General features: G+C 63.5%; 20 protein-coding genes. 14 read left to right on the forward strand and 6 right to left on the reverse strand.

The window, feature by feature from the left end; translation table 11 throughout:
* Window positions 1–13: 13 nt before the first annotated feature.
* Window positions 14–1150 carry an alpha-hydroxy acid oxidase gene (locus YUU_RS0115115; protein ID WP_027523144.1) on the reverse strand — a complete coding sequence of 379 codons (1137 nt, stop codon included), beginning with the start codon at window positions 1148–1150 and terminating at the stop codon, window positions 14–16.
* Window positions 1151–1240: 90 nt separating this feature from the next.
* On the opposite strand from YUU_RS0115115, the gene YUU_RS60235 reads away from it, so the two are divergent.
* The 11 genes from YUU_RS60235 to YUU_RS0115175 all read left to right on the forward strand — a co-directional run bounded on the left by YUU_RS60235 (window position 1241) and on the right by YUU_RS0115175 (window position 12420).
* Window positions 1241–1408, forward strand: coding sequence for a hypothetical protein (locus YUU_RS60235; RefSeq protein ID WP_198031760.1), 168 nt, complete (start codon window positions 1241–1243; stop codon window positions 1406–1408).
* Between the two features lie 226 nt (window positions 1409–1634).
* Window positions 1635–2978, forward strand: coding sequence for a phosphoglucosamine mutase (gene glmM, locus YUU_RS0115125; protein WP_027523145.1), 1344 nt, complete (start codon window positions 1635–1637; stop codon window positions 2976–2978).
* Window positions 2979–3129: 151 nt separating this feature from the next.
* Window positions 3130–4383, forward strand: a complete 1254-nt coding sequence (locus tag YUU_RS0115130) for an MFS transporter (RefSeq protein ID WP_027523146.1) — start codon at window positions 3130–3132, stop codon at window positions 4381–4383.
* A 226-nt stretch (window positions 4384–4609) separates the two neighbouring features.
* The gene (locus YUU_RS0115135) at window positions 4610–5437 is read left to right on the forward strand and encodes an outer membrane protein (RefSeq protein WP_027523147.1); all 828 of its coding nucleotides are present in this window, start codon (window positions 4610–4612) and stop codon (window positions 5435–5437) included.
* Between the two features lie 170 nt (window positions 5438–5607).
* Window positions 5608–6432, forward strand: coding sequence for an outer membrane protein (locus YUU_RS0115140; RefSeq protein ID WP_027523148.1), 825 nt, complete (start codon window positions 5608–5610; stop codon window positions 6430–6432).
* Between the two features lie 73 nt (window positions 6433–6505).
* Entirely contained in the window at window positions 6506–7096 is a 591-nt protein-coding gene (locus tag YUU_RS0115145; protein WP_027523149.1) for a glutathione S-transferase family protein, read from the forward strand.
* A 14-nt stretch (window positions 7097–7110) separates the two neighbouring features.
* Window positions 7111–7578 carry a GNAT family N-acetyltransferase gene (locus YUU_RS0115150; RefSeq protein ID WP_027523150.1) on the forward strand — a complete coding sequence of 156 codons (468 nt, stop codon included), beginning with the start codon at window positions 7111–7113 and terminating at the stop codon, window positions 7576–7578.
* Window positions 7579–7668: 90 nt separating this feature from the next.
* Window positions 7669–7935, forward strand: coding sequence for a hypothetical protein (locus YUU_RS0115155; RefSeq protein WP_245288016.1), 267 nt, complete (start codon window positions 7669–7671; stop codon window positions 7933–7935).
* A gap of 79 nt (window positions 7936–8014) precedes the next feature.
* The gene (locus YUU_RS0115160) at window positions 8015–9187 is read left to right on the forward strand and encodes a phosphoserine transaminase (RefSeq protein ID WP_027523152.1); all 1173 of its coding nucleotides are present in this window, start codon (window positions 8015–8017) and stop codon (window positions 9185–9187) included.
* A gap of 221 nt (window positions 9188–9408) precedes the next feature.
* Window positions 9409–10998 (forward strand): phosphoglycerate dehydrogenase, encoded by a 1590-nt coding sequence (gene serA / locus YUU_RS0115165; protein ID WP_027523153.1) that lies wholly within the window; start codon window positions 9409–9411, stop codon window positions 10996–10998.
* A 252-nt stretch (window positions 10999–11250) separates the two neighbouring features.
* Window positions 11251–12420: an acetyl-CoA C-acyltransferase gene (locus YUU_RS0115175; protein ID WP_027523154.1), complete on the forward strand. Its 1170-nt coding sequence runs from the start codon at window positions 11251–11253 to the stop codon at window positions 12418–12420.
* Here YUU_RS0115175 and YUU_RS0115180 read toward each other — a convergent pair whose 3' ends face one another.
* Complete coding sequence (locus tag YUU_RS0115180) at window positions 12421–13491, reverse strand: AraC family transcriptional regulator (protein WP_027523155.1); 1071 nt, start codon at window positions 13489–13491, stop codon at window positions 12421–12423.
* Between the two features lie 203 nt (window positions 13492–13694).
* On the opposite strand from YUU_RS0115180, the gene YUU_RS0115185 reads away from it, so the two are divergent.
* Both YUU_RS0115185 and YUU_RS0115190 read left to right on the forward strand, forming a co-directional pair.
* The gene (locus YUU_RS0115185) at window positions 13695–14324 is read left to right on the forward strand and encodes a response regulator transcription factor (protein ID WP_027523156.1); all 630 of its coding nucleotides are present in this window, start codon (window positions 13695–13697) and stop codon (window positions 14322–14324) included.
* Window positions 14325–14494: 170 nt separating this feature from the next.
* Entirely contained in the window at window positions 14495–16183 is a 1689-nt protein-coding gene (locus tag YUU_RS0115190; RefSeq protein WP_027523157.1) for a mucoidy inhibitor MuiA family protein, read from the forward strand.
* A gap of 43 nt (window positions 16184–16226) precedes the next feature.
* Here the strand turns inward: YUU_RS0115190 and YUU_RS0115195 are convergent, their stop codons facing one another.
* The 4 genes from YUU_RS0115195 to YUU_RS0115210 all read right to left on the reverse strand — a co-directional run bounded on the left by YUU_RS0115195 (window position 16227) and on the right by YUU_RS0115210 (window position 20694).
* Window positions 16227–17123: a carbohydrate ABC transporter permease gene (locus tag YUU_RS0115195; RefSeq protein ID WP_027523158.1), complete on the reverse strand. Its 897-nt coding sequence runs from the start codon at window positions 17121–17123 to the stop codon at window positions 16227–16229.
* On the reverse strand, window positions 17116–18072 hold the full coding sequence (locus tag YUU_RS0115200) for a carbohydrate ABC transporter permease (RefSeq protein ID WP_027523159.1): 957 nt from the start codon (window positions 18070–18072) through the stop codon (window positions 17116–17118). The genes YUU_RS0115195 and YUU_RS0115200 overlap by 8 nt, the downstream gene beginning before the upstream one ends.
* A gap of 127 nt (window positions 18073–18199) precedes the next feature.
* Window positions 18200–19537, reverse strand: coding sequence for an ABC transporter substrate-binding protein (locus YUU_RS0115205; RefSeq protein ID WP_027523160.1), 1338 nt, complete (start codon window positions 19535–19537; stop codon window positions 18200–18202).
* Window positions 19538–19650: 113 nt separating this feature from the next.
* Window positions 19651–20694: a C-terminal binding protein gene (locus YUU_RS0115210; RefSeq protein WP_027523161.1), complete on the reverse strand. Its 1044-nt coding sequence runs from the start codon at window positions 20692–20694 to the stop codon at window positions 19651–19653.
* A gap of 260 nt (window positions 20695–20954) precedes the next feature.
* On the opposite strand from YUU_RS0115210, the gene YUU_RS0115215 reads away from it, so the two are divergent.
* Window positions 20955–22640, forward strand: a complete 1686-nt coding sequence (locus YUU_RS0115215; protein WP_027523162.1) for a methyl-accepting chemotaxis protein — start codon at window positions 20955–20957, stop codon at window positions 22638–22640.
* Window positions 22641–22733: the final 93 nt, after the last annotated feature.

The raw sequence follows: 22733 nt of genomic DNA on the forward strand, positions 1-22733 counted from the left end.
GGCGCGGGTGGTCCTAGACCGCGATGATGTGATCGTCGATCTCGTCGACCCTGTTGACGCCGCACAGACCCATCGTCGTCAGCAGCTCCTTCTGGATGATGTCGATCGCCTTGGCGACGCCGGCCTGGCCGCCGGCACCCAGCCCATAGGCATAGGCGCGGCCGATCATGCAGGATTTTGCGCCGAGCGCGAGCGCGCGCATCACGTCCTGGCCGGAGCGGATGCCGCCGTCGAACATGATCTCCATCTTGTCGCCGACCGCATCCGCGATCTCGGGAAGCACCTCGATCGACGACGGCGCGCCGTCGAGCTGCCGGCCGCCATGGTTGGAGACGACCAGGGCTTGCGCGCCGGTCTTTGCGGCCTCCTCGGCATCCTCGACGTCGAGGATGCCCTTGATGATGAGCTTGCCCGGCCAGATGCCGCGGACCCACTCGACGTCCTTCCAGTTCAGCGATGTGTCGAACTGCGAGGCGGTCCATTCCGCCAGGCGATTGAGATCCTCGGTGTTCTTCACGTGGCCGGCGATATTGCCGAAGGTGCGGCGCTTGCCGCGCAGCACGCCGGAGACCCAGGTCGGCTTGGTCGCGAAATCGATCAGCTTCGACAGCGACCACTCGGGCGGCACCGTCATGCCGTTCTTGATGTCGGCATGGCGCTGCCCGATCACCTGGAGATCGACGGTGAGCACCAGCGCGCTGCACTTGGCGGCAATCGCGCGCTGGATCAGATCCTTGATGAAGCCGCGATCCTTCATCACGTAGAGCTGGAACCAGAACGGCTTCTCGACATTGGCGGCGATATCCTCGATCGAGCAGATCGACATCGTCGACTGCGTGAACGGGATGCCCGCAGCCTGTGCGGCGCGGCAGGCGTGGATCTCGCCATCGCCGTGCTGCATGCCGAGCAGCCCGACCGGCGCGAGGATCAGGGGCATGGTCGAGGGTTCGCCGAGGATCGTGGTCGAGGTGTCTCGCTTGGAGACGTCGACCAGGATGCGCTGACGAAACTTGATCTGCTGGAGATCGTCGCGATTGGCGCGCAGCGTTTCCTCGGCATAGGAGCCGCGGTCGCAATAGTCGAAGAACGCTTTCGGCACGCGCTGTTTGTGCAGCGCACGTAGATCTTCGATGCAGGTGATATGCTTCATGACGTTCCCCGGCCCGTCCTTGCGTCAACGGAATTCGGGGTCATCTAGCATGGATGGGTGCACAGCCAAATCGTTTGCGAAGAGGCCGCCATGACCAGACCGCGATCCGCGCCGAAATCCACCAAGGCCGATGAGAAGCATCGCCTCGACGAGGCGCTCGAGGAAGGATTGGAGGAGACTTTTCCTGCCTCCGATCCCGTCAACGTCACTCAGCCCCCTCCGTCCCGCGGCGACCAGCACGTGAAGCGTTCCGATTAGGGGCAGGTTCCAGCCTCTCGAGGCCTCTCGGGCAAGAGTTCCAGTGTTAACAACAGGTTGTTAGGCCGGCGGCGGGCCGGGTTCCGTAACGATTAATTATATTTCTTGAAGCCATCTTAGCTGTGATGGCATTATAAGAACGCCAGCGAAATCAGGAATGGCGGAGCCGTGCACGGCATCCGGTAGTTGTTTTGGGGAATCCTGGTTGCCGCGTGGGGGACTCATTATGAGCCGCAAATATTTCGGGACCGATGGGATTCGAGGTCGTGCCAACGGACTGATCACACCGGAGCTCGCGCTCAAGGTCGGCCAGGCTGCCGGCCTTGCGTTTCAGCGCGGTGAGCATCGCCACCGGGTCGTGATCGGCAAGGACACGCGCCTGTCCGGCTACATGATCGAATATGCGATGGTCGCGGGCTTCACTTCTGTCGGCATGGACGTGCTGCTGGTCGGCCCGATGCCGACGCCGGCGGTCGCGATGCTGACCAAGTCGATGCGCGCCGATCTCGGCGTCATGATCTCGGCCTCGCACAATCTGTTCGAGGACAACGGCATCAAGCTGTTCGGCCCGCAGGGCTTCAAGCTGTCCGACGACGTCGAGAGGCAGATCGAGCAGCTGCTCGACGAGTCCCTCGACAAGAAGCTCGCACAAAGTGCGAGCCTGGGCCGCGCCCGCCGCATCGACGGCGTGCATGACCGCTACATCGAATTCGCCAAGCGCACGCTGCCGCGCGATCTGTCGCTCGACGGGCTGCGCGTCGTGGTCGATTGCGCCAATGGCGCCGCCTACAAGGTGGTGCCGGAAGCGCTGTGGGAGTTGGGCGCCGACGTCGTGCCGATCGGCGTCGAGCCAGACGGCTTCAACATCAACAAGGAATGCGGCTCGACCTCGCCGGAAGCGCTGTCGAAGAAGGTGCGCGAGATGCGCGCCGACATCGGCATTGCGCTCGACGGTGACGCCGACCGCGTCATCCTGGTCGATGAGCGCGGCCATATCGTCGATGGCGACCAGCTGCTCGCGGTGATCGCTCAGAGCTGGAAGGAAGACGGACGGCTGGCGCGGCCCGGCATCGTCGCGACCGTGATGTCCAATCTCGGGCTCGAACGTTTCCTGAAAGGGCAGGGGCTCGATCTCGTGCGCACGCCGGTCGGCGACCGATACGTGCTCGAGCAGATGCTGAGTGGCGGCTACAATCTTGGCGGCGAGCAGTCCGGTCACATCATCCTGTCCGACTACGCCACCACCGGCGACGGCTTCGTTGCAGCATTGCAGGTGCTGGCGGTGGTGCAGAAGCTGCGCCGTCCGGTCTCCGAAGTCTGCCATCGCTTCGATCCGCTGCCGCAGATCCTGAAGAACGTCCGCTACAAGAGCGGCAAGCCGCTCGACGACAGCGACGTGAAGTCGGCGATCTCCGACGGTGAGAAGCGGCTCAACGGCCATGGTCGGCTCCTGATCCGCTCCTCCGGCACCGAGCCCGTGATCCGCGTGATGGGCGAGGGCGAGGACCGCATCCTGGTCGAGGAAGTCGTCGACACCATCGTCTCCGCGCTCGGACAGGCTGCGGCCTGAGCTCAACGCCATTGGCGCACGCCCCCACCTCTCCCGATGGGAGAGGTGACCGAGTGCAGCCCAGCCATCGGCGATTGACAGTGGTCACCGCATCCCTGCCATCGTAGGGATCGGGTGCGGCGGTTCGCCGCGCCTGCCGGGAATCGATCCCTTGAACAAGCCTGTCGTCGCACCTGAGGAAACGCTGACCGAGCCCGTCGTCGTGGCCGAATTGGCGGCTGCGGCGCGCAAGCCCAGCGCAGGCCCGGCCTATGTCGTGCTTGCCGGCATCAGCTTCTCGCATTTCCTCAACGACACCATGCAGTCGTTGATCGCCTCGGTCTATCCGATCCTGAAGGACACCTACGCGCTCGACTTCGCGCAGATCGGCATGATCACGCTGGCCTTCCAGTTCACGGCCTCGCTGCTCCAGCCGGTGGTCGGGCACTACACCGACAAGAAGGCGCAGCCTTACTCGCTGTCGATCGGCATGGCCTCGACGTTCTTTGGCCTGCTGCTGCTCAGCGCCGCGCATCAGTACCTCATCATCCTGGTTGCGGCCGCGCTGGTTGGCCTCGGCTCGGCGGTGTTTCACCCGGAGTCGGCGCGCATCGCGCGGCTGGCCTCTGGCGGGCGCTACGGCTTTGCGCAATCGGTGTTTCAGCTCGGGGGCAGTTTCGGCACGTCGATGGGCCCGGTGCTGGCGGCGCTGATCGTGGTGCCGTTCGGGCAGGGCAGCATCGCCTGGTTCTCCTTGATCGCGTTCCTTGCGATTCTCATCCTCTGGCGCATCGGCCGTTGGTACGCGCCGCAAATCACGACGAAGAAGGAGAAGCCGATCCATGCGCAACCCGACGGGCCGAGCTCGCGGCGCGTCGCGATCGCGCTTCTGGTGCTGGTGGCGCTCCTATTCTCCAAGCAGCTCTACGTCTCGAGCCTGTCGAGCTACTACATCTTCTACCTGATCGACCGCTTCGGCGTGTCGACGCAGGCAGCGCAAATCTACCTCTTCATCTTCCTCGCAGCGAATGCGGTCGGGGCATTCCTCGGCGGACCGCTCGGCGATCGCTTCGGCCGCAAGATCGTGATCTGGATCTCGATCGTCGGCGCGCTGCCGTTCACGCTGGCGCTGCCCTATGCCGGACTCTATGCGAGCGCCGTGCTCACAGTGTTCATCGGGTTGATCATCTCCTCGACGACGTCCTCGATCATCGTGTTCGCGCAGGAGCTGGTGCCGCACCGCTTCGGAATGATCTCTGGCGTGTTCTTCGGCGTGGCCTTCGGCATCGGTGGCCTTGGCGCGGCCGTGCTCGGCAAGCTTGCCGACCACACCTCGATCGAGTTCGTCTATCAGATCTGCGCCTATCTGCCGGCGATCGGTCTGCTGGCCGTGTTCCTGCCAAAACTGCCGCAGCACGCGCGTTAACTCATCTCTTTCGCTGCGCCGCGCCTTCATACATCGTTAGCAATTGAGGTGCGCATGCGCCGCATTTTTGCAACGCTCTCGCCGCATGCGCGTGCATGGTGGGAAAAAATCAACCTTAAAAATTAGGGTTAAGTGGCGCTTAAGCATTTAGTGCCATCGTCCCCGCGTGAGTTTCCAGAAAGTGAGGCGTCCGTATTTTGCCTCACCGGCCAAAAGGACGAAGCCAATGCGTAGCGTTAAGTCTTTCCTTGCCGCGGGTGCGGTGACTTTTATCTCGTCGATGGCGTTTGCCGCCGATATGCCGATCGCAGCGCCCCCCATGTACGCGCCGGCACCGCCCGCCGACTTCGGAGGCTGGTATCTGCGCGGCGATATCGGCTTCAGCAACCAGCGCGTTGACCGGCTGAACAATGTGCTCGATGCCAACAATACTTCATCGGTGCAGAACCTCAGCTTCAACAACGCTGGAATCTTCGGGCTAGGCGCCGGCTACCGGTTCAACAACTGGTTCCGTGCGGACGTGACCGGTGAGTACCGGGGCAATTCGCAATTCTACGGCACCGACCGCATCACTTATCCGGGCGGCGTCGGTACCGACACCTATCACGCGACCAAGAACGAATGGGTCGTTATGGCCAACGCCTATGTCGATCTCGGTACCTGGTGGTGCATCACGCCGTTCGTCGGCGCCGGCATCGGCACAGCGCGGGTTGCGATCAATGGCTTTACCGATACGAGCATCGCCAATAATGGCGCTGGTGCGCTGCCCGGTCTGGCATTTGGCGATAACGTCGCGAAGTGGAACTTTGCCTGGGCGGCGCATGCCGGTCTGGCCTACAAGGTTTCTCCGGCTTTCACGGTTGAGCTTGCCTATCGTTACCTCGATATGGGCGATGGCCTGACTGGCGACCTCAAGACATTCGATGGCACCAACAGCGTCTTCAATCCGACGACGTTCAAGCACATCACCTCGCAGGATTTGAAGCTCGGCGTGCGCTGGAATCTCGACAGCCCGCCGGTCTACGCGCCGCCGCCGCTGGTCACCAAGGGCTGATCGCAGCCCTAATCGGTTAAGACGGGTTAACGGCGCGGGATCATCCCGCGCCGTTTTGCTTTGCGTAAAATTCATGGCCTGATCGTGCCGAAATCGCGCAACGCAACCATTGGTTAAGGTTAACGGGCCATGATCATCAGCGACAAGTTCGAGTTCGATGGAGCGTTGCGATGCGTAGGCTTTTGTGGGCGGCGGCGATGTGGGGCGTGGTGTCCGCCGCGCAGGCAGCCGATATGCCGGATCTCCCGATCCTGCGCGGCAGCTTGAGCGATGGCCTCAGCCGGACGAGCGTCAACTGGCAGGGCTTCTACATCGGCGGCCAGGGCGGCTACGGCTCGTCCGACGAGAATTTCAGCGGCTCGAACTCCACCATGCTCGCCGCGCTGCTCGACCACAACGTGATCCAGGAGATGGACGTCGCCAACTGGAATCTCGGGCTCGGCAAGAACTCGAGTCGCTCCGGCGGCTACGGGGTCTTTTTCGGATACAACGGACAATGGGAAGACGTCGTTCTGGGTCTTGAGGTCAGCTACCTGCACGGCTCGTTCGGCGGCTCGTCCAGCGCGTTCAAGGAGCTCGTCAGCGGCAGCGCGCTCTCCGACGGCAATTTCCACGACGTCGCCGTGGCGTCGTCCGCCTCGATCTCGATCAAGGACATGGCGACGTTCCGTGGCCGCGCCGCCTATGCCTGGGGCTGTTTCCTGCCCTACATGTTCGGCGGCTTCGCGCTCGGTAATGCCGACATCACGCGCTCGGTCACCGTCAATGACGCGATTGCCTCGTCACAGTTGGGGCCATTCACCGCACTCACGCCGCTGAGCGCGACGGACGCCGTGCACAACCACCTGATCTACGGCTATACGGGCGGCCTTGGCGTGGACATGACCCTCACGGGCGGTCTCTTCTTGCGCGCAGAGTGGGAATATATCCGCTTCACTTCCCAGGTCGATACCAGCATCAACACCGTCCGCGCCGGTCTCGGCTACAAGTTCTGACCGCAGCGCATGGCGCCGGTTGACAGGACCGCGCCGCCCTGATGCTTTTGTCGCTGCGATGGGAGCAGCGGCGATGAAGATCTACGGCGATACGAACTCCGGCAATTGCCTGAAGGTGAAGTGGGTCTGCGACAAGCTCGCGCTGCCCTATCGCTGGATCGAAATCAACACAAGCAAGGGCGAAACGCGCACGCCGCAATTCCTGGCGATGAACGGCGCCGGCCAGGTGCCGACCATTGCATTCGACGACGGCCGCACGCTGGCGCAGTCCAATGCGATCATCCGCTATCTTGCCCGAGATAGCGACCTCATTCCGCGCGATGGCTTTGCAGCGGCCAAGATGGATGAATGGCTGTTCTGGGAGCAGTACAGCCACGAGCCCTATGTCGCGGTGTGCCGCTTCCAGATGGTCTATCTCGGCAAGGACGCTTCCGAGCTCGACCCGGAGAAGGTCAAGCGCGGCTATGCGGCGCTCGACCGCATGGAGCAGCATCTGGCCACCAGCCGCTGCTTCGTCGGCGAGGCGATCTCGCTCGCCGACGTCTCGCTGCTGGCCTATACCCGCCTCGCCCATGAAGGCGGTTTTGATCTCGGCCGCCTTGTTGCGATCCGCCGGTGGATTGCCGAGACCGAGAGCTATCTTGGTCTTCCGCCGGCGCGCTGAGCTCGGAGCCCGTCATGACCGCCGACATCATTTCGATCCGCCGTGCCCGCCGCGAGGACGTTGCCGCGATCATCGCGATGCTCGCCGACGATCATCTCGGCCGCGCGCGTGAGCGCCTGGAGGAGCCGTTGCCGGAGTCCTATTTCAGGGCGTTCGATGCGGTCGACAAAAATCCCGGTCTGACGCTCGTGGTCGCGGTGGACGGCACGGGCAGGGTGGTCGGCAGCCTGCAACTCGCCATCCTGCCGGGCCTGAGCTCGCAAGGCGGTTCGCGTGGTCTCCTGGAGGACGTGCGCGTCGCCTCCGACTGCCGCAGCCGCGGCATCGGCGAGCAGCTCGTGCAATGGGCCGTCGCGGAGGCTCGCGCGAAGGGCTGTAACTTGGTCGAGCTGCTGACGCATCAGAGCCGCGTCGATGCGCAGCGCTTCTACAAACGGCTCGGATTCACCGCGAGCCATGTCGGCATGACTGTCCGCTTTTGACGCACCTTCCGCGCGGCCGTTGCATCGTCTGCAAAATCCGCCTGCGCATCCGTTTCGGTTAAGGGCTGATAAACTACCGGGCGTTCGTTCATGTTCGCCAGGGAACGATCGGTGCTAGGTTGCGTCTGGACACCGGGCTCGGTCGGTTCGGGGATTTCGATGACAAGCTATTCGTTCATCAAGGTCGGCAACGACTACGTCGTGCAGGCCGACGACAAATGCATTTTGAAGGTCGCCAGCCGGCGCCGGGCCGCGCAGCTGATCAGCGAGGCGACGGGCTTGCTGAATGCGGTGGAAGCTCCTGAGAAGGCGGCGGAAACGGCATCACTCCACCGTGAGACGCCCAAACTTCCTTGACGATTCTGCCCGTTTCCCGTATTAGCCGCCGCGGGACACCTCCCCCCAACGGGAGGCTTACTATCTGGAAGGGTAGATCATGACTGCAGCGAAGCCCGCTTCGCGGCCCCTCGTGCCGCATTTCTCCTCCGGCCCCTGTGCCAAGCGCCCCGGCTGGACCGCCCAAAATCTCAAAGACGCAGCTCTCGGCCGTTCGCATCGTGCGAAGATCGGCAAGACCAAGCTCAAGCTCGCGATCGATCTGACGCGCGAAGTGCTTGAAGTGCCGGCCGACTACCGCATCGGCATCGTTCCGGCCTCCGACACCGGCGCGGTCGAGATGGCGCTGTGGTCGCTGCTTGGCGCACGCCCCGTCACCACGCTCGCGTGGGAATCCTTCGGCGAAGGCTGGGTCAGCGACATCGTCAAGGAATTGAAGCTCAAGGATGTCACCAAGCTCAACGCGGCTTACGGTGAAATCCCGGATCTCTCCAAGGTCGATCAGAAGAGCGACGTCGTCTTCACCTGGAACGGCACCACCTCCGGTGTGCGCGTGCCGAACGCCGACTGGATCAGCGCGACCCGCGAAGGCCTGACCATTTGCGACGCCACCTCGGCAGCGTTCGCCCAAGCTCTCGATTGGCCCAAGCTCGACGTCGTCACCTTCTCCTGGCAGAAGGCGCTCGGCGGCGAGGCCGCGCACGGCATGCTGATCCTCTCGCCCCGCGCGGTGGAGCGTCTCGAGACCTACAAGCCGGCGTGGCCGTTGCCGAAGATTTTCCGCATGACCAAGGGCGGCAAGATCAACGAAGGCATTTTCGTCGGCGAGACCATCAACACGCCGTCGATGCTCTGCGTCGAGGACTATCTCGACGCGCTGAACTGGGCGAAGTCGATCGGCGGCCTGAAGGCGCTGATCGCGCGCGCCGACGCCAACACCAAGGTGCTCGCCGACTGGAAGGCGAAGACGCCGTGGATCGACTTCCTGGCAAAGGATGCTGCAATCCGCTCCAACACTTCGGTGTGCCTGAAGTTCACTGATCCTGCGATCACCTCGCTCTCGTCCGACGCGCAGGCCGAGTTCTGCAAGAAGCTGGTCGCGCAGGTCGAGAAGGAAGGCGCGGGCTTCGACTTCGCGTATTATCGCGACGCGCCCGTGGGTCTGCGCATCTGGTGCGGTGCCACGGTGGAAGCGAAGGATGTCGAGCTTCTGACCCAGTGGATCGACTGGGCCTTCGCCGAGACCAAGGCCGCGCTGCCGAAGGCGGCGTAAGATTCTTTCTTGGCCTCTCCCCGTCCCTACGGGGAGAGGCCGGATCGCGCAGCGATCCGGGTGAGGGGTTCTCTCCGCGAGCACCTCGCCTGTGGCGCCCCTCACCCCACCCTCTCCCCGTAAGAACGGGGAGAGGGAGAGTACGCAATCTCCGAGACGCTCTACCCATTCCGGCTCTCGCAGGCCGATCCTCCCTTAGCGACGGTGAAGGAAGCATTCCAATGTCCAAACCCAAAGTTCTCATTTCCGACGCGCTCTCTCCCGCCGCCGTGCAGATCTTTAGGGATCGCGGCGTCGAGGTCGACTTCCAGCCCAACCTCGGCAAGGACAAGGACAAGCTTGCCGAGATCATCGGCAATTATGACGGCCTTGCGATCCGTTCGGCGACGAAGGCGACCGCCAAGATCATCGAGAAGGCGACCAACCTCAAGGTGATCGGCCGCGCCGGCATCGGCGTCGACAACGTCGAGATCCCGGCGGCCACTGCCAAGGGCATCATCGTGATGAACACGCCGTTCGGCAATTCGATCACGACCGCCGAGCACGCCATCACCCTGATGCTGGCGCTGGCGCGCGAAATTCCGCAGGCCGACGCCTCCACCCAGTCCGGCAAGTGGGAGAAGAACCGCTTCATGGGCGTCGAGATCACCGGCAAGGTGTTAGGGGTGATCGGCTGCGGCAATATCGGCTCGATCGTCTGCGACCGCGCGCTTGGCCTGCGCATGAAGGTCGTCGCCTTCGATCCCTTCCTGTCGCCGGAGCGCGCCAAGGACATCGGCGTCGAGAAGGTCGATCTCGATGACCTGCTCAAGCGCGCCGACTTCATCACCCTGCACACCCCGCTCACCGAGAAGACCAAGAACATCATCGACACGGCCGCGATCGCCAAGATGAAGAAAGGCGTGCGCCTGATCAACTGCGCCCGCGGCGGCCTGGTCGATGAGCAGGCGGTGGTGGAAGCGCTGAACGCCAAGCACATTGCCGGCGCTGCCTTCGACGTATTCATCGAGGAGCCCGCGACCTCGAACGTGCTGTTCGGCCATCCCAACGTGATCTGCACGCCGCACCTCGGCGCCTCCACCACCGAGGCGCAGGAGAACGTCGCCCTGCAGGTCGCCGAGCAGATGTCGGACTATCTGTTGTCCGGCGCGATCTCCAACGCCATCAACTTCCCCTCGATCACCGCCGAAGAAGCGCCGAAGCTGAAGCCCTTCATCGCGCTCGCCGAGAAGCTCGGCTCGTTCGCCGGCCAGCTCACCGAGACCGGCATCTCGAAGGTCACGATCACCTATGAGGGTCATGTCGCCGAGATGAAGATCAAGGCGCTGACCTCCGCCGTGCTGTCGGGCCTGCTGCGGCCGATGCTGGGCGAGGTCAACGTCGTGTCCGCGCCTGTGGTCGCCAAGGAGCGCGGCATGGTGGTGGACGAAGTGACCCGCGCTGCGCAGAGCGACTATGAAAGCCTCATCACCGTGACGGTCGCAACCGAACGCCAGGAGCGCTCGGTCTCCGGCACCGTCTATCACGACGGCAAGCCGCGGCTGGTCGACATCAAGGGCATCCGCGTCGATGCCGAGTTCGGCAAGTCGATGATCTACGTCACCAACGAGGACAAGCCGGGCTTCATCGGCAAGTTCGCAAGCCTCCTCGGCGATGCCAAGATCAACATCGCGACCTTCCATCTCGGCCGCGTCGAGCAGGGCGGCGATGCCATTGCGCTCGTCGAGGTCGACGGTGCGGTGCCGGCGGATCTGCTCGCCAAGGTGCAGGCGCTGCCGCAGGTCAAGCAGGCGAAGGCGCTGACGTTCTGATTAAGGATCTTGTCATTCCGGGGCGATGCGAAGCATCGAACCCGGAATCTCGAGATTCCGGGTTCGCGCTCACGCGCGCCCCAGAATGACGGGTATCATATATTCCGACCCGCGGAACAAGCGCCGCCTCCGTCTCCGGAGGCGGCGTTTTTCTTATGCCCGCGCCGCCCTTTATCTTTCCTGCGACCGCCAAGTTTGTGTACCAATGGCGCAATAACGAGCATTCCAAGTCGTCCGAACAGGGAGAAAACAATGCGTGAAGCCGTCATCGTTTCCTATGCGCGCACGGGGCTGGCGAAGTCCGCTCGCGGCGGGTTCAACATCACCCCTCCGATGTCTCTCGCGGCCCACGCCATCCATCACGCGGTCGATCGCGCCGGCGTCGAGAAGGACTATGTCGAGGATTGCTATCTCGGCAATTGCGCCCACGGTGCGCCGAATATCGGCCGTCAGTCCGCGCTTCTCGCCGGTCTGCCCAAGTCGACGGCCGGCGTATCGGTGAACCGATTCTGCTCCTCGGGGCTCCAGACCATCGCGATGGCGGCCAACTCGATCCGCTCCGATGGCGCCGATTGCATCGTCGCCGGCGGTGTCGAGAGCATCTCGATTCCCGGCGGCGGCTCGCCGAAGGAATCGATCGATCCGGAACTGCTGAAGGTCGCGCCCGATATCTTCATGGCGATGATCGACACCGCCGATATCGTCGCCGAGCGCTACAAGCTCAGTCGCGAATATCAGGACGAGTTCTCGCTGGAATCGCAGCGGCGCATGGCGGCTGCCCAGCAGGCGAACAAGTTCAAGGACGAGATCGTCCCGATGAAGACCAGGATGAAGGTGGTCGACAAGCAGACCAAGGCCGAGTCGATCGTCGACTACGTCGTCGACCGCGACGAGTGCAACCGGCCGGAGACCACGATGGAAGGTCTCGCCAAGCTCGAGCCGGTCAAGGGGCCCGGCAAGTTCGTTACCGCCGGCAACGCCAGCCAGCTCTCCGATGGCGCTGCTGCCGTCGTGCTGATGGAAGCCAAGGACGCGGAGAAGCGTGGCCTTCAGCCGCTGGGCCGCTTCGTCGCCTGGGCGACCGCCGGCTGCGAGCCGGACGAGATGGGCATCGGTCCGGTCTTCGCGATCCCGAAGCTGTTGAAGCGTACCGGCCTGAAGATCGACGACATCGATCTCTGGGAGCTCAACGAAGCCTTCGCCAGCCAGTGCCTGTATTGCCGCGACAAGCTCGGCATCGACCCCACCAAGTACAACGTCAACGGCGGCTCGATCGCGATCGGCCATCCCTTCGGCATGACCGGCGCGCGTCTCACCGGTCACCTCTTGCAGGAAGGTCACCGCCGCAAGGCGAAGTGGGGCGTGGTGACGATGTGCATCGGCGGCGGCCAGGGCGGCGCAGGCCTGTTCGAGATCTACTAGCTAAGCCGACACCGCGGCACGCGACGACGAAGGCATGGCGCTCCCAAGCGCCATGCCTTTTTCCTGCGCCATCGCTGGCCGCTTGCCCTTGCGCCAGTCGGTGATGGTGCAGCCGAAGTGATGACGGAACCAGCGCGCCATGGCGCTTTGCGCGGAAAAGCCGAGCTGCTCGGCGATCGCCGAGAGCGGCCGGCCGGGTTCTTCGATCAGCCGGGTCACGAGCTCGACGCGCTGTGCGTCGAGGATCTCGGAAAAAGTGGTGCCGCATTCGGCAAGGTGCCGATGGATGGTGCGGCGGGTGCAGGCCAGATGCTCGGCCACGCGCTCGACCGTGCACTCGCCGCCTGGGAGCAGCGAGTGCACGACTTCGTCGACCTTCTCGTCCCAGCTCGCAGGCCGTGTATCGAGAGCCTCGATACGCTTGCGCAGATAGCTCGCGACCAGGGGATGCGCGCTCGGGATCCGGCGATCCATGTCATGGGCTGACAGCAGAAGCGCGTTGCTCGCGGCGCTGAAGGTCACCGGGCAGCCGAAGAACTCGCGATAGCGCTTGCGGTCGCGGGGCGGCGGATAGTGAAGGTGAACCTCCTGCGGCCGCCAGTCGCTGCCGAACAGCGAGTGGATGATGCGGTGGATGCTGCCGAGCGCCATGTCGATGGACTGGCGCGGCGCACGTGGGCGCCGTCCACGCAGATGCATCGTGATGGTCACGATCTTCTTGTCGCGCGTGACGTCGAGCCGCATGCCCTCGTGATGGATATGGATGAAGCGCGACAGCGCCGCGATCGCATCGCCAATGGTGGCCTGCTCGCGAACGATCAGTCCGACCGGCCCGAGATTAGTCAGGCCGCCGAGCTCGGCGAGGCGCAAGCCGAAATCTTCGGCACCTGAAGCTTCTGCCGAGATTTCGAGCAGGCGGCGAAGACCGGCGACGGCGATACGAATGTCGGGCTTTTCAAGGCAGGTCAGCGGAAGCCTGACCTTGCGCATCATCTGCTTCGGATCGAGCCCGACCGACCGGGCGACCTCCGGATAGTAGGCAAGGCCTGCGCTGCGAATGAGATCGGTCATGCGAACCGCTCCTGCCAGCCATTCCTGCAGTTGTCCCGAAATGTAAAATTTCTGTCCCAATCAGTCAAATCCCGGAACCGGGCTGAACATACATATCGAAAACCGAAGCACCGGCGCGGATGCCGGTTCACGACGGCGCGGCAGGGCGATGCAGCCCCGACGCCGTCTCGGCCCATTTGACCAAGACATTGCTGAGCAGGATGATGCCGGGAAACACGCTTTCCAAGGGTGAGGTATTCGTCATCGATACTGACGCGTCCTCCCGCGAACAACTTTCTATGGCGCTCGAGCAGAAGGCCTATGAGGTCATCTGCTTCGCCGATGGTGCGTCTCTCTTGTCGGAGGCGAAGGTGCGCATGCCGGCCTGTGTCCTGCTCGAGATGCAGGCGCCGGATCAATCCGGCTTCGACGTGCTGAAGCGGCTGCGCGAGGAAAATTGCATGGCGCCGATCGTGGTGACGTCGGCTAATGGCAGCATTGCCATGGCGGTCGATGCCATCAAGTGCGGTGCGTCCGATTTCATCGAGAAGCCGTTCCAGAGCCATGAGATTGTCGACCGGATCGACGCCGCGATCGACGAATTCGCTCAGCCGGATTCGAACCGGCGGCGCTGGCTCGCCGGTTGCGAGCCACTCACTGGGCGCGAAGGCGAGGTCCTGGAGCACCTCGCGGCCGGCTACACCAATAAGGAGATCGCCCGGGTGATGCGCCTGAGCGCGCGGACGGTTGAAGGCTACCGCGCGAGCATCCTGAAAAAGGCCGGCGCGAAGAACGTCACGGATATGCTTCGCCGCATTTACGGCCAGGGTGAATCAAGGCTGAACCAAGGCTGAAGCGACGGCGCGGCCAGATGACGCGTTCCGCGGTCACCGGGCCGCCGCGCTGCCGCCGCACGGAAACCCCAATCGAACCGGTTCCTTCCCTGCCGCGTCTCACCACTTTGGCGAGGCGTTTATCGCCGCATCCGGCTGGCGGTGCGGCGCCATTGGCAGGAGGGAAATTCATGCGGACTATCGCGAAGAGTCTGGCGACGACGAGTCTGGTCCTGGTCACGGCGGCGATTGCGCTGCCGTCATGGGCGGCCGATCTGGATGCGACGTCGGCCATCGACGCCGTCACGGTCTATCCGGATGGCGCGAGCGTCACCCGCGTCATCACGCTGGACCTGCCGTCGGGTGACTCGACGCTGGTCGCAAAAGATTTTCCGCTCGGCCTCGACACCTCCTCCTTGCGGGTTGAGGGCGAGGCGGGTGCAAAGCTCACCATCGGCACCATCGACGCGCGGCCACCGCGCCAAGCGGCTCGCGTCAATCTGCCGGAGCTTGACAAGCGCATCGAGACCTTGAAGGACCAGCGCGCGGATTTGCAGGGCGCGATCGAGGCCGCCAACGCCCGGCGCAAGTTTGCCGAACGCTTTGCCGAGGCGTCCCCGGCCGGTATCGGCGAGAAGGGCGAGGCCCGGCCGGTTGCCGAGTGGCGCGCGGCCTTCTCTGCGGTAGCCGAGGAGATCGCCTCCGCCGACACCGCGATCCGCGATGCCATGCGAAAGCAGCGCGAGATCGATCGCCAGATCGCCCAGCTCGAAGCCGATCGCGCGGCCAAGCCGCCGAGCAAGCTGGAGGTGCGCGTCGACGTGGCCTCTGCGGCCGCGACCAAAGCGACGCTGCGGGTGACCTACAATGTGCGCAATGCGCGCTGGGCGCCGCTTTACGATGCCCGCCTCGACACCGGCACCCGGGATCACAAGCCGCAGCTCGAACTGGTGCGTCGCGCGGAAATCACACAGTCGACCGGCGAGGACTGGTCGAATGTCAGCCTCGGCGTCTCCACCGTTCGTGTCAGTCGCGGCGGCAGTGCGCCGGAGCTGAATTCGCTGGTCGTCCGCTATCCTCAGCCTGCGAAGCCGCTGGCGCTGGGGACGTCCGCGGATTTTTCGCGGTCCGCGTCCACGACCGCCTTCCAAGATAAATTGGAACAGCCTGCGCCAATGTCCAAAGTCGCTGAGCCGCTCGAACCGCGCCAGCGCGCCGAAGAGCAGCAGGCCAATGCCGAGATCGGCGATTTCCAGGCCGTCTATCAGATCGCAGGCCGCGTCAGCTTAGGGGCCAATGAAGGCGCCAAGAGCCTGCTGATCTCCAGCATGACGGTGACGCCGGACCTCGCGATCCGGGCCGCGCCGGTGGTGGATCCGACCGCCTATCTAGAAGCCTCGTTCAAGCTCTCCGACGACACCAACCTCTTGCCCGGCAAGGTCGCGATCTTCCGCGACGGCGTGTTCGTCGGCCGCAGCAAGTTCTCCACCGCCGCGCGGACTGAGGCGATCCGCCTCGGCTTCGGCGCCGACGACAAGATCAAGATCGAGCGTTCGGTGATCCGGCAGAACGAGGGCACGGCGGGCGTGATCTCTTCGTCAAAGACTGATACGCGCTCGTTCCGGACCACGGTACGCAATGGTCACGATTTCCCGATCCGGATCGCGATCGAGGATCAGCTTCCGATCAGCGAGAACGAGGACATCGCGGTCGAGATGCTGTCCGCGACCACGCCGCCCACGTCGACCAACCTGCGCGACAAGCGCGGCGTGCTGGAATGGGCGTTCGACGCCAAGCCCGGCGAAGTCAAGGAGATCAAGTTCGGCTGGCGCGTACGCTGGCCCAAGGACAAGGGCATCGTCATGACGCCGGCGGGCTGAGCTGGCTCGCTGCGTGCCCCGCGAAGGCGGGGCACGCGTCTTGCTACTCCTTGACCGCGCCGGTCAGCGAGGAGACGTAGTAATCCACAAATAGCGAGTAGAAGATCGCGACCGGCAGCGAGCCGAGCAGCGAGCCCGCCATCAGCGCTCCCCATTGATAGACGTCGCCGGTGACGAGCTCGGTCAGGATCGCGACCGGCACCGTCTTGTTGGCGCCGCTCTGGATAAACGCGAGCGCATAGATGAACTCGTTCCAGGACAGCGTGAAGGAGAAGATGCCGGCCGAGATCAGGCCCGGCACGGCGAGCGGCAGCGTGATCCGCCGCAGGATCTGCAGCCGCGTCGCGCCGTCGACCAGCGCGCATTCCTCGAGCTCATAGGGGATCGACTTGAAATAGCCGATCAGGAGCCAGGTGCAGAACGGGACCAGGAAGGTCGGATAGACCAGGATCAGCGCCAGCGGGCTGTCGAACAGGCCGAACTGCACCACCACGGTCGCGAGCGGAATGAACAGGATCGACGGTGGCACCAGATAGGCGAGATAGATGCCGAGGCCGACATAGGGGCTGCCGCGGAAGCGCAGGCGTTCGATTGCATAGGCCGCCAGCGTGCTCGCGAACAGCGACAGCGTGGTCGCGCCGATCGCGACGAACATCGTCGTCTTCAGCCAGCGCGGATACGCCGTGTCGATCAGGAGGTGCTTGATGTGCGCCAGCGTCGGTGAGGTGATCCAGAACGGATTGTGCGCCTTGTAGTTCAACAGCTCGGCGTTCGGCTTGAACGCCGTGACCGCCATCCAGTAGAACGGAAACAGCAGGATCAGCACGAAGCAGCTGAGCGGCAGATAGATCATCATCACCCGCCGCGCGCGGGAATCCCAGGCCATGGTGTCGGGCGCTGCGTTGGCAACGGCGGCAGGTTGGGCGACAGCGTCAGTCATTGGCTTCTCCCTGCTGCCATTTGCGCCGCGCCAGGCCAAAATAGGAAAACAGCGTCGCGAACACCAGGAACGGGATCATCGAAACCGCGATCGCCGCGCCTTCGCCGAGCTCGCCGCCGGCGATACCGCGCTGGAAAGCCAGCGTCGCAAGCAGATGCGTCGAGTTCACGGGGCCGCCGCGGGTGATGGCATAGACGAGCTGGAAATCGGTGAAGGTGAAGATGATCGAGAAGGTCATGACGATGGCGAGGATCGGCATCATCATCGGGAAGGTGATGTAGCGGAAGCGCTGCCAGGCGCTGGCGCCGTCGAGCATCGCGGCCTCATAGAGCGAGGGCGAGATGGTCTGGAGGCCCGCAAGCAGCGAGATCGCGACGAAGGGAATGCCGCGCCAGATGTTCGCCGCGATCAGCGAGAACCGCGCCGGCCAGGGTGTGCCGAGGAAATCGATGTTGGTGGTGCGCCAATGCAGTACGTCGACGAGGAGATAGGAGATGATCGAGAATTGCGGATCGTAGATCCACCAGAATGCCAGCGCCGAGAGCACCGTCGGGACGATCCATGGCAACAGCACGATCGCGCGCAGCAGGCTCTTGAACGGGAAGTGGTTGTTAAGCAGCAGCGCCAGCCAGAAGCCCAGCGCGAACTTTCCGAACGTCGCGACGGCCGTGTAGAAGATGCTGTAGAACACGGCGCCCCACCACAGGGGATCGGTGAGCAGATACTGGAAGTTCTCGAGCCCGACGAAGATGCCGCGCCGGCCGATCGTCGTATCGGTGAAGGCGAGCCAGATGCCCAGGCCCAGCGGATAGGTGAGGAAGACCGCCAGCAGGCCGATCGCGGGTGCAAGGCACATCACGATCAGGAACGGCCTGTAGTCGAACAGGCGCACGAGCCATGATTGCTGCCGCTGGGCGAGCGCGGGGGAGGGCAGTGTGGTCACGGACATCGGCTGGCTGTCCTATCTCGAACTGTCACCACACCGTCATTGCGAGCGAAGCGAAGCAATCCAGTCTGGCTCCGCGGATACAGTCTGGATTGCTTCGTGGCTTCGCTCCTCGCAATGACAGTACTTGCTACCTGCGGAAATATCGCTTCGCCCGGCGCTCGGCTTCCGCGGCCGCCTGCTCCGGCGTTGCGGCATCGGTCGCGACCGAGGCGAACATCTGCACCAGCACGTAATCGGCACGGATGGCGCCGGTCGCAGTCGAGATCGGGCCCTGGTAACCGTCCCAGTAGCGGTTCGACATCGTGTCCTTGAAGATGCGGAGCTTCGGATCGCCCGACCACACTGCGGACTCCGCGTAATTGGCGAGCGGCTGCGCCCAGTAGCCGCTGTTGGCGATCAGCCAGGGATCGTACTGCTCCTTCTCCATCATGAATTGTAGGAACGCCTTCGCCGCATTCGGATAGGGGCTGTGTTTGAACACCATCGCGTTCAGCGTCAGGCCGCCCATGGGCGATGACTTGGCGACCCCCTTCGGCAAGAACTGATGTTCCGTGTCCTCGGCGATCTTCGCGGTCGCCGTGTCGTTCTTCAGCGAGAAGTACAGTGAAATGCCGTTCGCCGTCAGCGAGATTTCCTCGGACGAATAGGCGCGGTTGTTGCTGACGTCGTTCCAAGACGTCGTGCCAGCAATGAACATCGGATAGAGCTGCTTCACATATTTCAGCGCTTCCACGGTCTCCTTGCTGTTGATCGTGAGATTGCCGTCGACGTCGAGCAGCGATCCACCAAACGACCACAGCATCCAGCTCGCGAAACCGTTGCCGTCGCCTACGGCATTGCCGAGCGCGAACCCCGCCGGCTTTCCCGCCTTCTGGAGTTTCTGGCAGAGATCGAGGAAGCCGGCGTGATCGTCCGGCACCTTGTCGAAGCCGGCGGCCTGGATGATCGACTTGCGATAGACCAGGGGGCCGCCGGTCGCGCCGAACGGCAGGCCGATCCAGTTGTTGCTCTTGGCGCGCTTGCCGTATTTCTCCGCCAGGAACAGCCAGCCGCCATAGCGCTTGCCGAGATATTCGGCGACGTCCGACAGCTCGATGAGCTTGTCGACATAGATGTGCGGAGCATCGGAAAAGCCGATGATGATGTCGGGACCGGCGCCGGAATTCGCGGTCACCGCGGTCTGCTGGTTGATGTCCTCCCAGCCGACGAAATCCACTTTCACCTCGATGCCGGTCTTGTCGGTGAAGCGCTTTGCATTGGACCGGAACACATCCTCGTCCGGCTGGACGAAGCGCACCGGCCGCAGCATGCGCAAGCTTGCCCCCTTCTCGATTGGCAGCGACGGCGCTGCGACGTCGGCGGCTTTGATGTTGGATGGCGTTTGCGCTGCAGCGCCGGTGGCTGCAAAGGCCGCAACGGACAGCCCAAGCCCGATTGCATCACGACGGGTGATGTCGTTCCTCATCAGTTCCTCCCTTTTTGTCCCTTCCCGGCGTTGATCGCCGGTGAAGGGTCTTCTATCTGGCTTATTCTTTCACGCGAACCGATCTCCAATTCATCCGAAGGCGCATCACAGGCTTAGCTGTTCGGACCGCGATCCATGCTGACGGGCTGCCAGCGTCGCAGCGCCGTGTTTTGCAGCACTGACGGATTGACGCAGCTTACCGGCCACATCCCCTGAAGCACCAGTGACAATTCGTAGCCCACGCGCCGCTTGCGCGCTTCGTCAAAGCGTGCCGAGGCCGAGGCGACATGGGCGGTCAGGGTCACGTTCTCCATGCCGAGCAGGGGATTGTTGTGCGAGGGCGGTTCCTTCTCCAGTACGTCGAGCGCGGCATGCGCGATCCAGCCTTCTTGCAAGGCCTTGATGAGACTTTCCTCGTCCACGGTGGCGCCGCGCCCGGTGTTGATGAAGACCGAGCCCTTCTTCATCTGTCGGAAATGCTTCTCGGTCAGCATGTGATGCACCTCGGGCCGGGCGGGCGCGTGCATCGAGACGAAGTCCGATTGCGACAGCACCTCGTTCAGCGTGGCCGGCATCACGCCGTGATCGTACATCAGCGTTTCCTGGATGAAGGGATCGTAGGCCATCATCCGCAGGCCGAAGGGTGCGGCGCGCTTGGCGACCGCGCGCGCGACACGGCCGAAGGAGATGAAGCCGAGCGTCTGTCCCATCAGTCGCGGAATCTTCAGAAGTGCCGGCCGGCCCTCGGCCCAGCGCCCGCTGCGCACCATCCGGTCCTGCTCGACCAGGCGGCGGAAGCCCGCAAGCAGCAACATCATGGCGTGGTCGGCAACCTCCTCGATGAAGGTATCGGGGATGTTGGTCACGGGAATGCCGCGGGCAGTTGCCGCCTTTACATCGACGCTGTCGACTCCGACGGAGCCGAGCGTGATCGCCTTGCAGTTTTCCAGCGCGTCGATGATGGTCTTGGTGATCGGGATGCCCTTGGCGTAGATCGCATCGGCCGTCCGGGCCGCGGCAATGAACTCTGTCTCGTTGGCCGGCGCTTCGACGATCTCCGCGTCGATCGGGTCGAGCGCCTCCCGCTCGAAGGAATAATCGCTTCCCGCCACCGTGAAGCTCGCGCCCTTCGGCGTCACCACCCTGAATTTCGGCATTTCCTGCTCCGATTTGGTTTGTCGGTTCTTGTTGTATGACCCTGCTTTTGCGCCGGATCGTTTCGTCTTTTACGCGAAATCGAGCGTGACGCGTACAATCGTCGGTTGTCGCAGATTGCGGTGTTGGCGGGTTTTTGCCTCCTCTGCGGGCTTCTACGGAGCCATCGTAACAAGTTGCTAATGGGTCCCACACTAAAAATTGATTCAAATTCGATCGACCCACCCGCGTGCCGTTTCCCCTTATCTGCCGGAGCCGCCTCGTGAAGTTGAGCAACCTGAAGATCGCCCCCAAGCTTGGCATCCTTGTCGGCGTCACCTTGTTCGGCCTCTGCATCTCCGGGGTTCTGGCCGGATATCTGATGAAGCGCGAGATGGTGAATGCGCGCATCGATCAGACCAAGGCGATCGTCGATTTGGCCCGCAACTATGCGACCACTTTGATGAAGCGGGTCAACGTCGGCGAGATGACGAAGGAGGCCGCGCTGGCCGAACTTCGCCGCTACGGCAACGCCATGACCTATGACAGGGGTTCCGGCTATCTGTTCGGCACGACCTATGACGGCATCACGCAGCTCGCGCCCGATCCGAAGCAGATCGGCATGAACCGCATGGACGTGGAGACGAACGGCCGCAAGCTGTCCAGGGAGCTGATGGACGGTGTCAAAGCCAACGGCGAGATCCTGCTGTTCTATGAATATGTGAAGCCCGGTCAGGAGAAGCCGATCCGCAAGCTCGGCTATGCCGTCGCGGTTCCCGGTTTCGACATGTATCTCGGCACCGGAGCCTATCTCGAGGATATCGACGAGAAGATGGGCCCGGTCTACTGGCTCCTCGGCCTGTCCATGCTCGGCATTGTCATCGTTGCAGGCAGCGTTGCCTGGCTGCTCGGCCGCAGCATCAGCCTGCCGCTGAACAGGCTCGGCACGCGCATGAACGAGCTCGCCGACGGCAAGCTCGAGGGCGACATCCCCGGCGTCGGTCGTGGCGACGAGGTCGGTGCGATGGCCTCGACCGTGCAGATATTCAAGGACAATGCGATCCGCATCCGGGATCTCGAAAAGACCGAGGCAGTTGCCAAGGAACGCGCCGTGGCGGAGCGCCGCAGCGCGATGGAAGGCATCGCCAGCGACTTCGAGCGCAGCGTGAACGGCATCGTGCGCTCGGTCTCCTCGGCTGCCGCCGGCATGCAGACCACGGCGCAGTCGATGACCGCGACCGCGAGCGATGCCAGCGCGCGGGCGGCCACCGTCGGTGCCGCCTCGCAAAAGGCGTCCGGCAATGTCGGCACGGTTGCGGCCGCCGCCGAAGAGCTGTCGAGCTCGGTCGCTGAAATCTCCCGCCAAGTGACGCGCTCCACGGAAGTGGCCAGCAAGGCGGTCAGCGACGCCGAGCGCACCAACACCACCGTGCAGGTGCTGTCCTCCGGCGCCGAGAAGATCGGCGAGGTCGTCAAGCTCATCCACTCGATCGCGGCGCAGACCAACCTGCTCGCGCTCAACGCCACCATCGAAGCGGCGCGCGCCGGCGAATCCGGTCGCGGCTTCGCGGTCGTCGCCTCCGAGGTCAAAGCGCTCGCCAACCAGACCGCGAAGGCCACCGAGGAAATCTCCGCCCAGGTCGCAGCGATGCAGACCTCGACCAGCGACGCGGTCGCCGCCATTGCTGGCATTACCCAGACGATCGCCGAGATGAGCGAGATTACCGCGGGCATCTCTGCGTCGATCGAGCAGCAGGGCGAGGCGACGCGCGAGATCGCCCGCAACATCCAGTCGGTCGCAGCCGGCTCCAGCGAGATCAACGCCCATATCGGCAGCGTGACCTCGGCGGCCAAGGCGACGGGTACGGCAGCCTCCGACGTCCTGTCGAACGCACGCGAGCTCGACAATCAGTCCGGCGCACTGCGAAGCGCCGTCGACGGCTTCCTCGCCAAGGTGCGGGCCGCGTGATATCCGCGATGATTTCGTAGGGTGGGCAAAGACGCGCAAGCGTCGTGCCCACCGCTTCTTTCGAGGCCTTGGATGCTTGATGGTGGGTACGCT

It is taken from the genome of Bradyrhizobium sp. Ec3.3 (genome assembly GCF_000472925.1).
GTDB lineage: Bacteria > Pseudomonadota > Alphaproteobacteria > Rhizobiales > Xanthobacteraceae > Bradyrhizobium.

Coding starts and splice junctions, on each gene's coding strand:
- YUU_RS0115115 (WP_027523144.1), bottom strand. CDS start 1,150: ATGAAGCATATCACCTGCATCGAAGATCTACGTGCGCTGCACAAACAG.
- YUU_RS60235 (WP_198031760.1), top strand. CDS start 1,241: ATGACCAGACCGCGATCCGCGCCGAAATCCACCAAGGCCGATGAGAAG.
- glmM (WP_027523145.1), top strand. CDS start 1,635: ATGAGCCGCAAATATTTCGGGACCGATGGGATTCGAGGTCGTGCCAAC.
- YUU_RS0115135 (WP_027523147.1), top strand. CDS start 4,610: ATGCGTAGCGTTAAGTCTTTCCTTGCCGCGGGTGCGGTGACTTTTATC.
- YUU_RS0115140 (WP_027523148.1), top strand. CDS start 5,608: ATGCGTAGGCTTTTGTGGGCGGCGGCGATGTGGGGCGTGGTGTCCGCC.
- YUU_RS0115145 (WP_027523149.1), top strand. CDS start 6,506: ATGAAGATCTACGGCGATACGAACTCCGGCAATTGCCTGAAGGTGAAG.
- YUU_RS0115150 (WP_027523150.1), top strand. CDS start 7,111: ATGACCGCCGACATCATTTCGATCCGCCGTGCCCGCCGCGAGGACGTT.
- YUU_RS0115155 (WP_245288016.1), top strand. CDS start 7,669: ATGTTCGCCAGGGAACGATCGGTGCTAGGTTGCGTCTGGACACCGGGC.
- YUU_RS0115160 (WP_027523152.1), top strand. CDS start 8,015: ATGACTGCAGCGAAGCCCGCTTCGCGGCCCCTCGTGCCGCATTTCTCC.
- serA (WP_027523153.1), top strand. CDS start 9,409: ATGTCCAAACCCAAAGTTCTCATTTCCGACGCGCTCTCTCCCGCCGCC.
- YUU_RS0115175 (WP_027523154.1), top strand. CDS start 11,251: ATGCGTGAAGCCGTCATCGTTTCCTATGCGCGCACGGGGCTGGCGAAG.
- YUU_RS0115180 (WP_027523155.1), bottom strand. CDS start 13,491: ATGACCGATCTCATTCGCAGCGCAGGCCTTGCCTACTATCCGGAGGTC.
- YUU_RS0115185 (WP_027523156.1), top strand. CDS start 13,695: ATGCCGGGAAACACGCTTTCCAAGGGTGAGGTATTCGTCATCGATACT.
- YUU_RS0115190 (WP_027523157.1), top strand. CDS start 14,495: ATGCGGACTATCGCGAAGAGTCTGGCGACGACGAGTCTGGTCCTGGTC.
- YUU_RS0115195 (WP_027523158.1), bottom strand. CDS start 17,123: ATGACTGACGCTGTCGCCCAACCTGCCGCCGTTGCCAACGCAGCGCCC.
- YUU_RS0115200 (WP_027523159.1), bottom strand. CDS start 18,072: ATGTCCGTGACCACACTGCCCTCCCCCGCGCTCGCCCAGCGGCAGCAA.
- YUU_RS0115205 (WP_027523160.1), bottom strand. CDS start 19,537: ATGAGGAACGACATCACCCGTCGTGATGCAATCGGGCTTGGGCTGTCC.
- YUU_RS0115210 (WP_027523161.1), bottom strand. CDS start 20,694: ATGCCGAAATTCAGGGTGGTGACGCCGAAGGGCGCGAGCTTCACGGTG.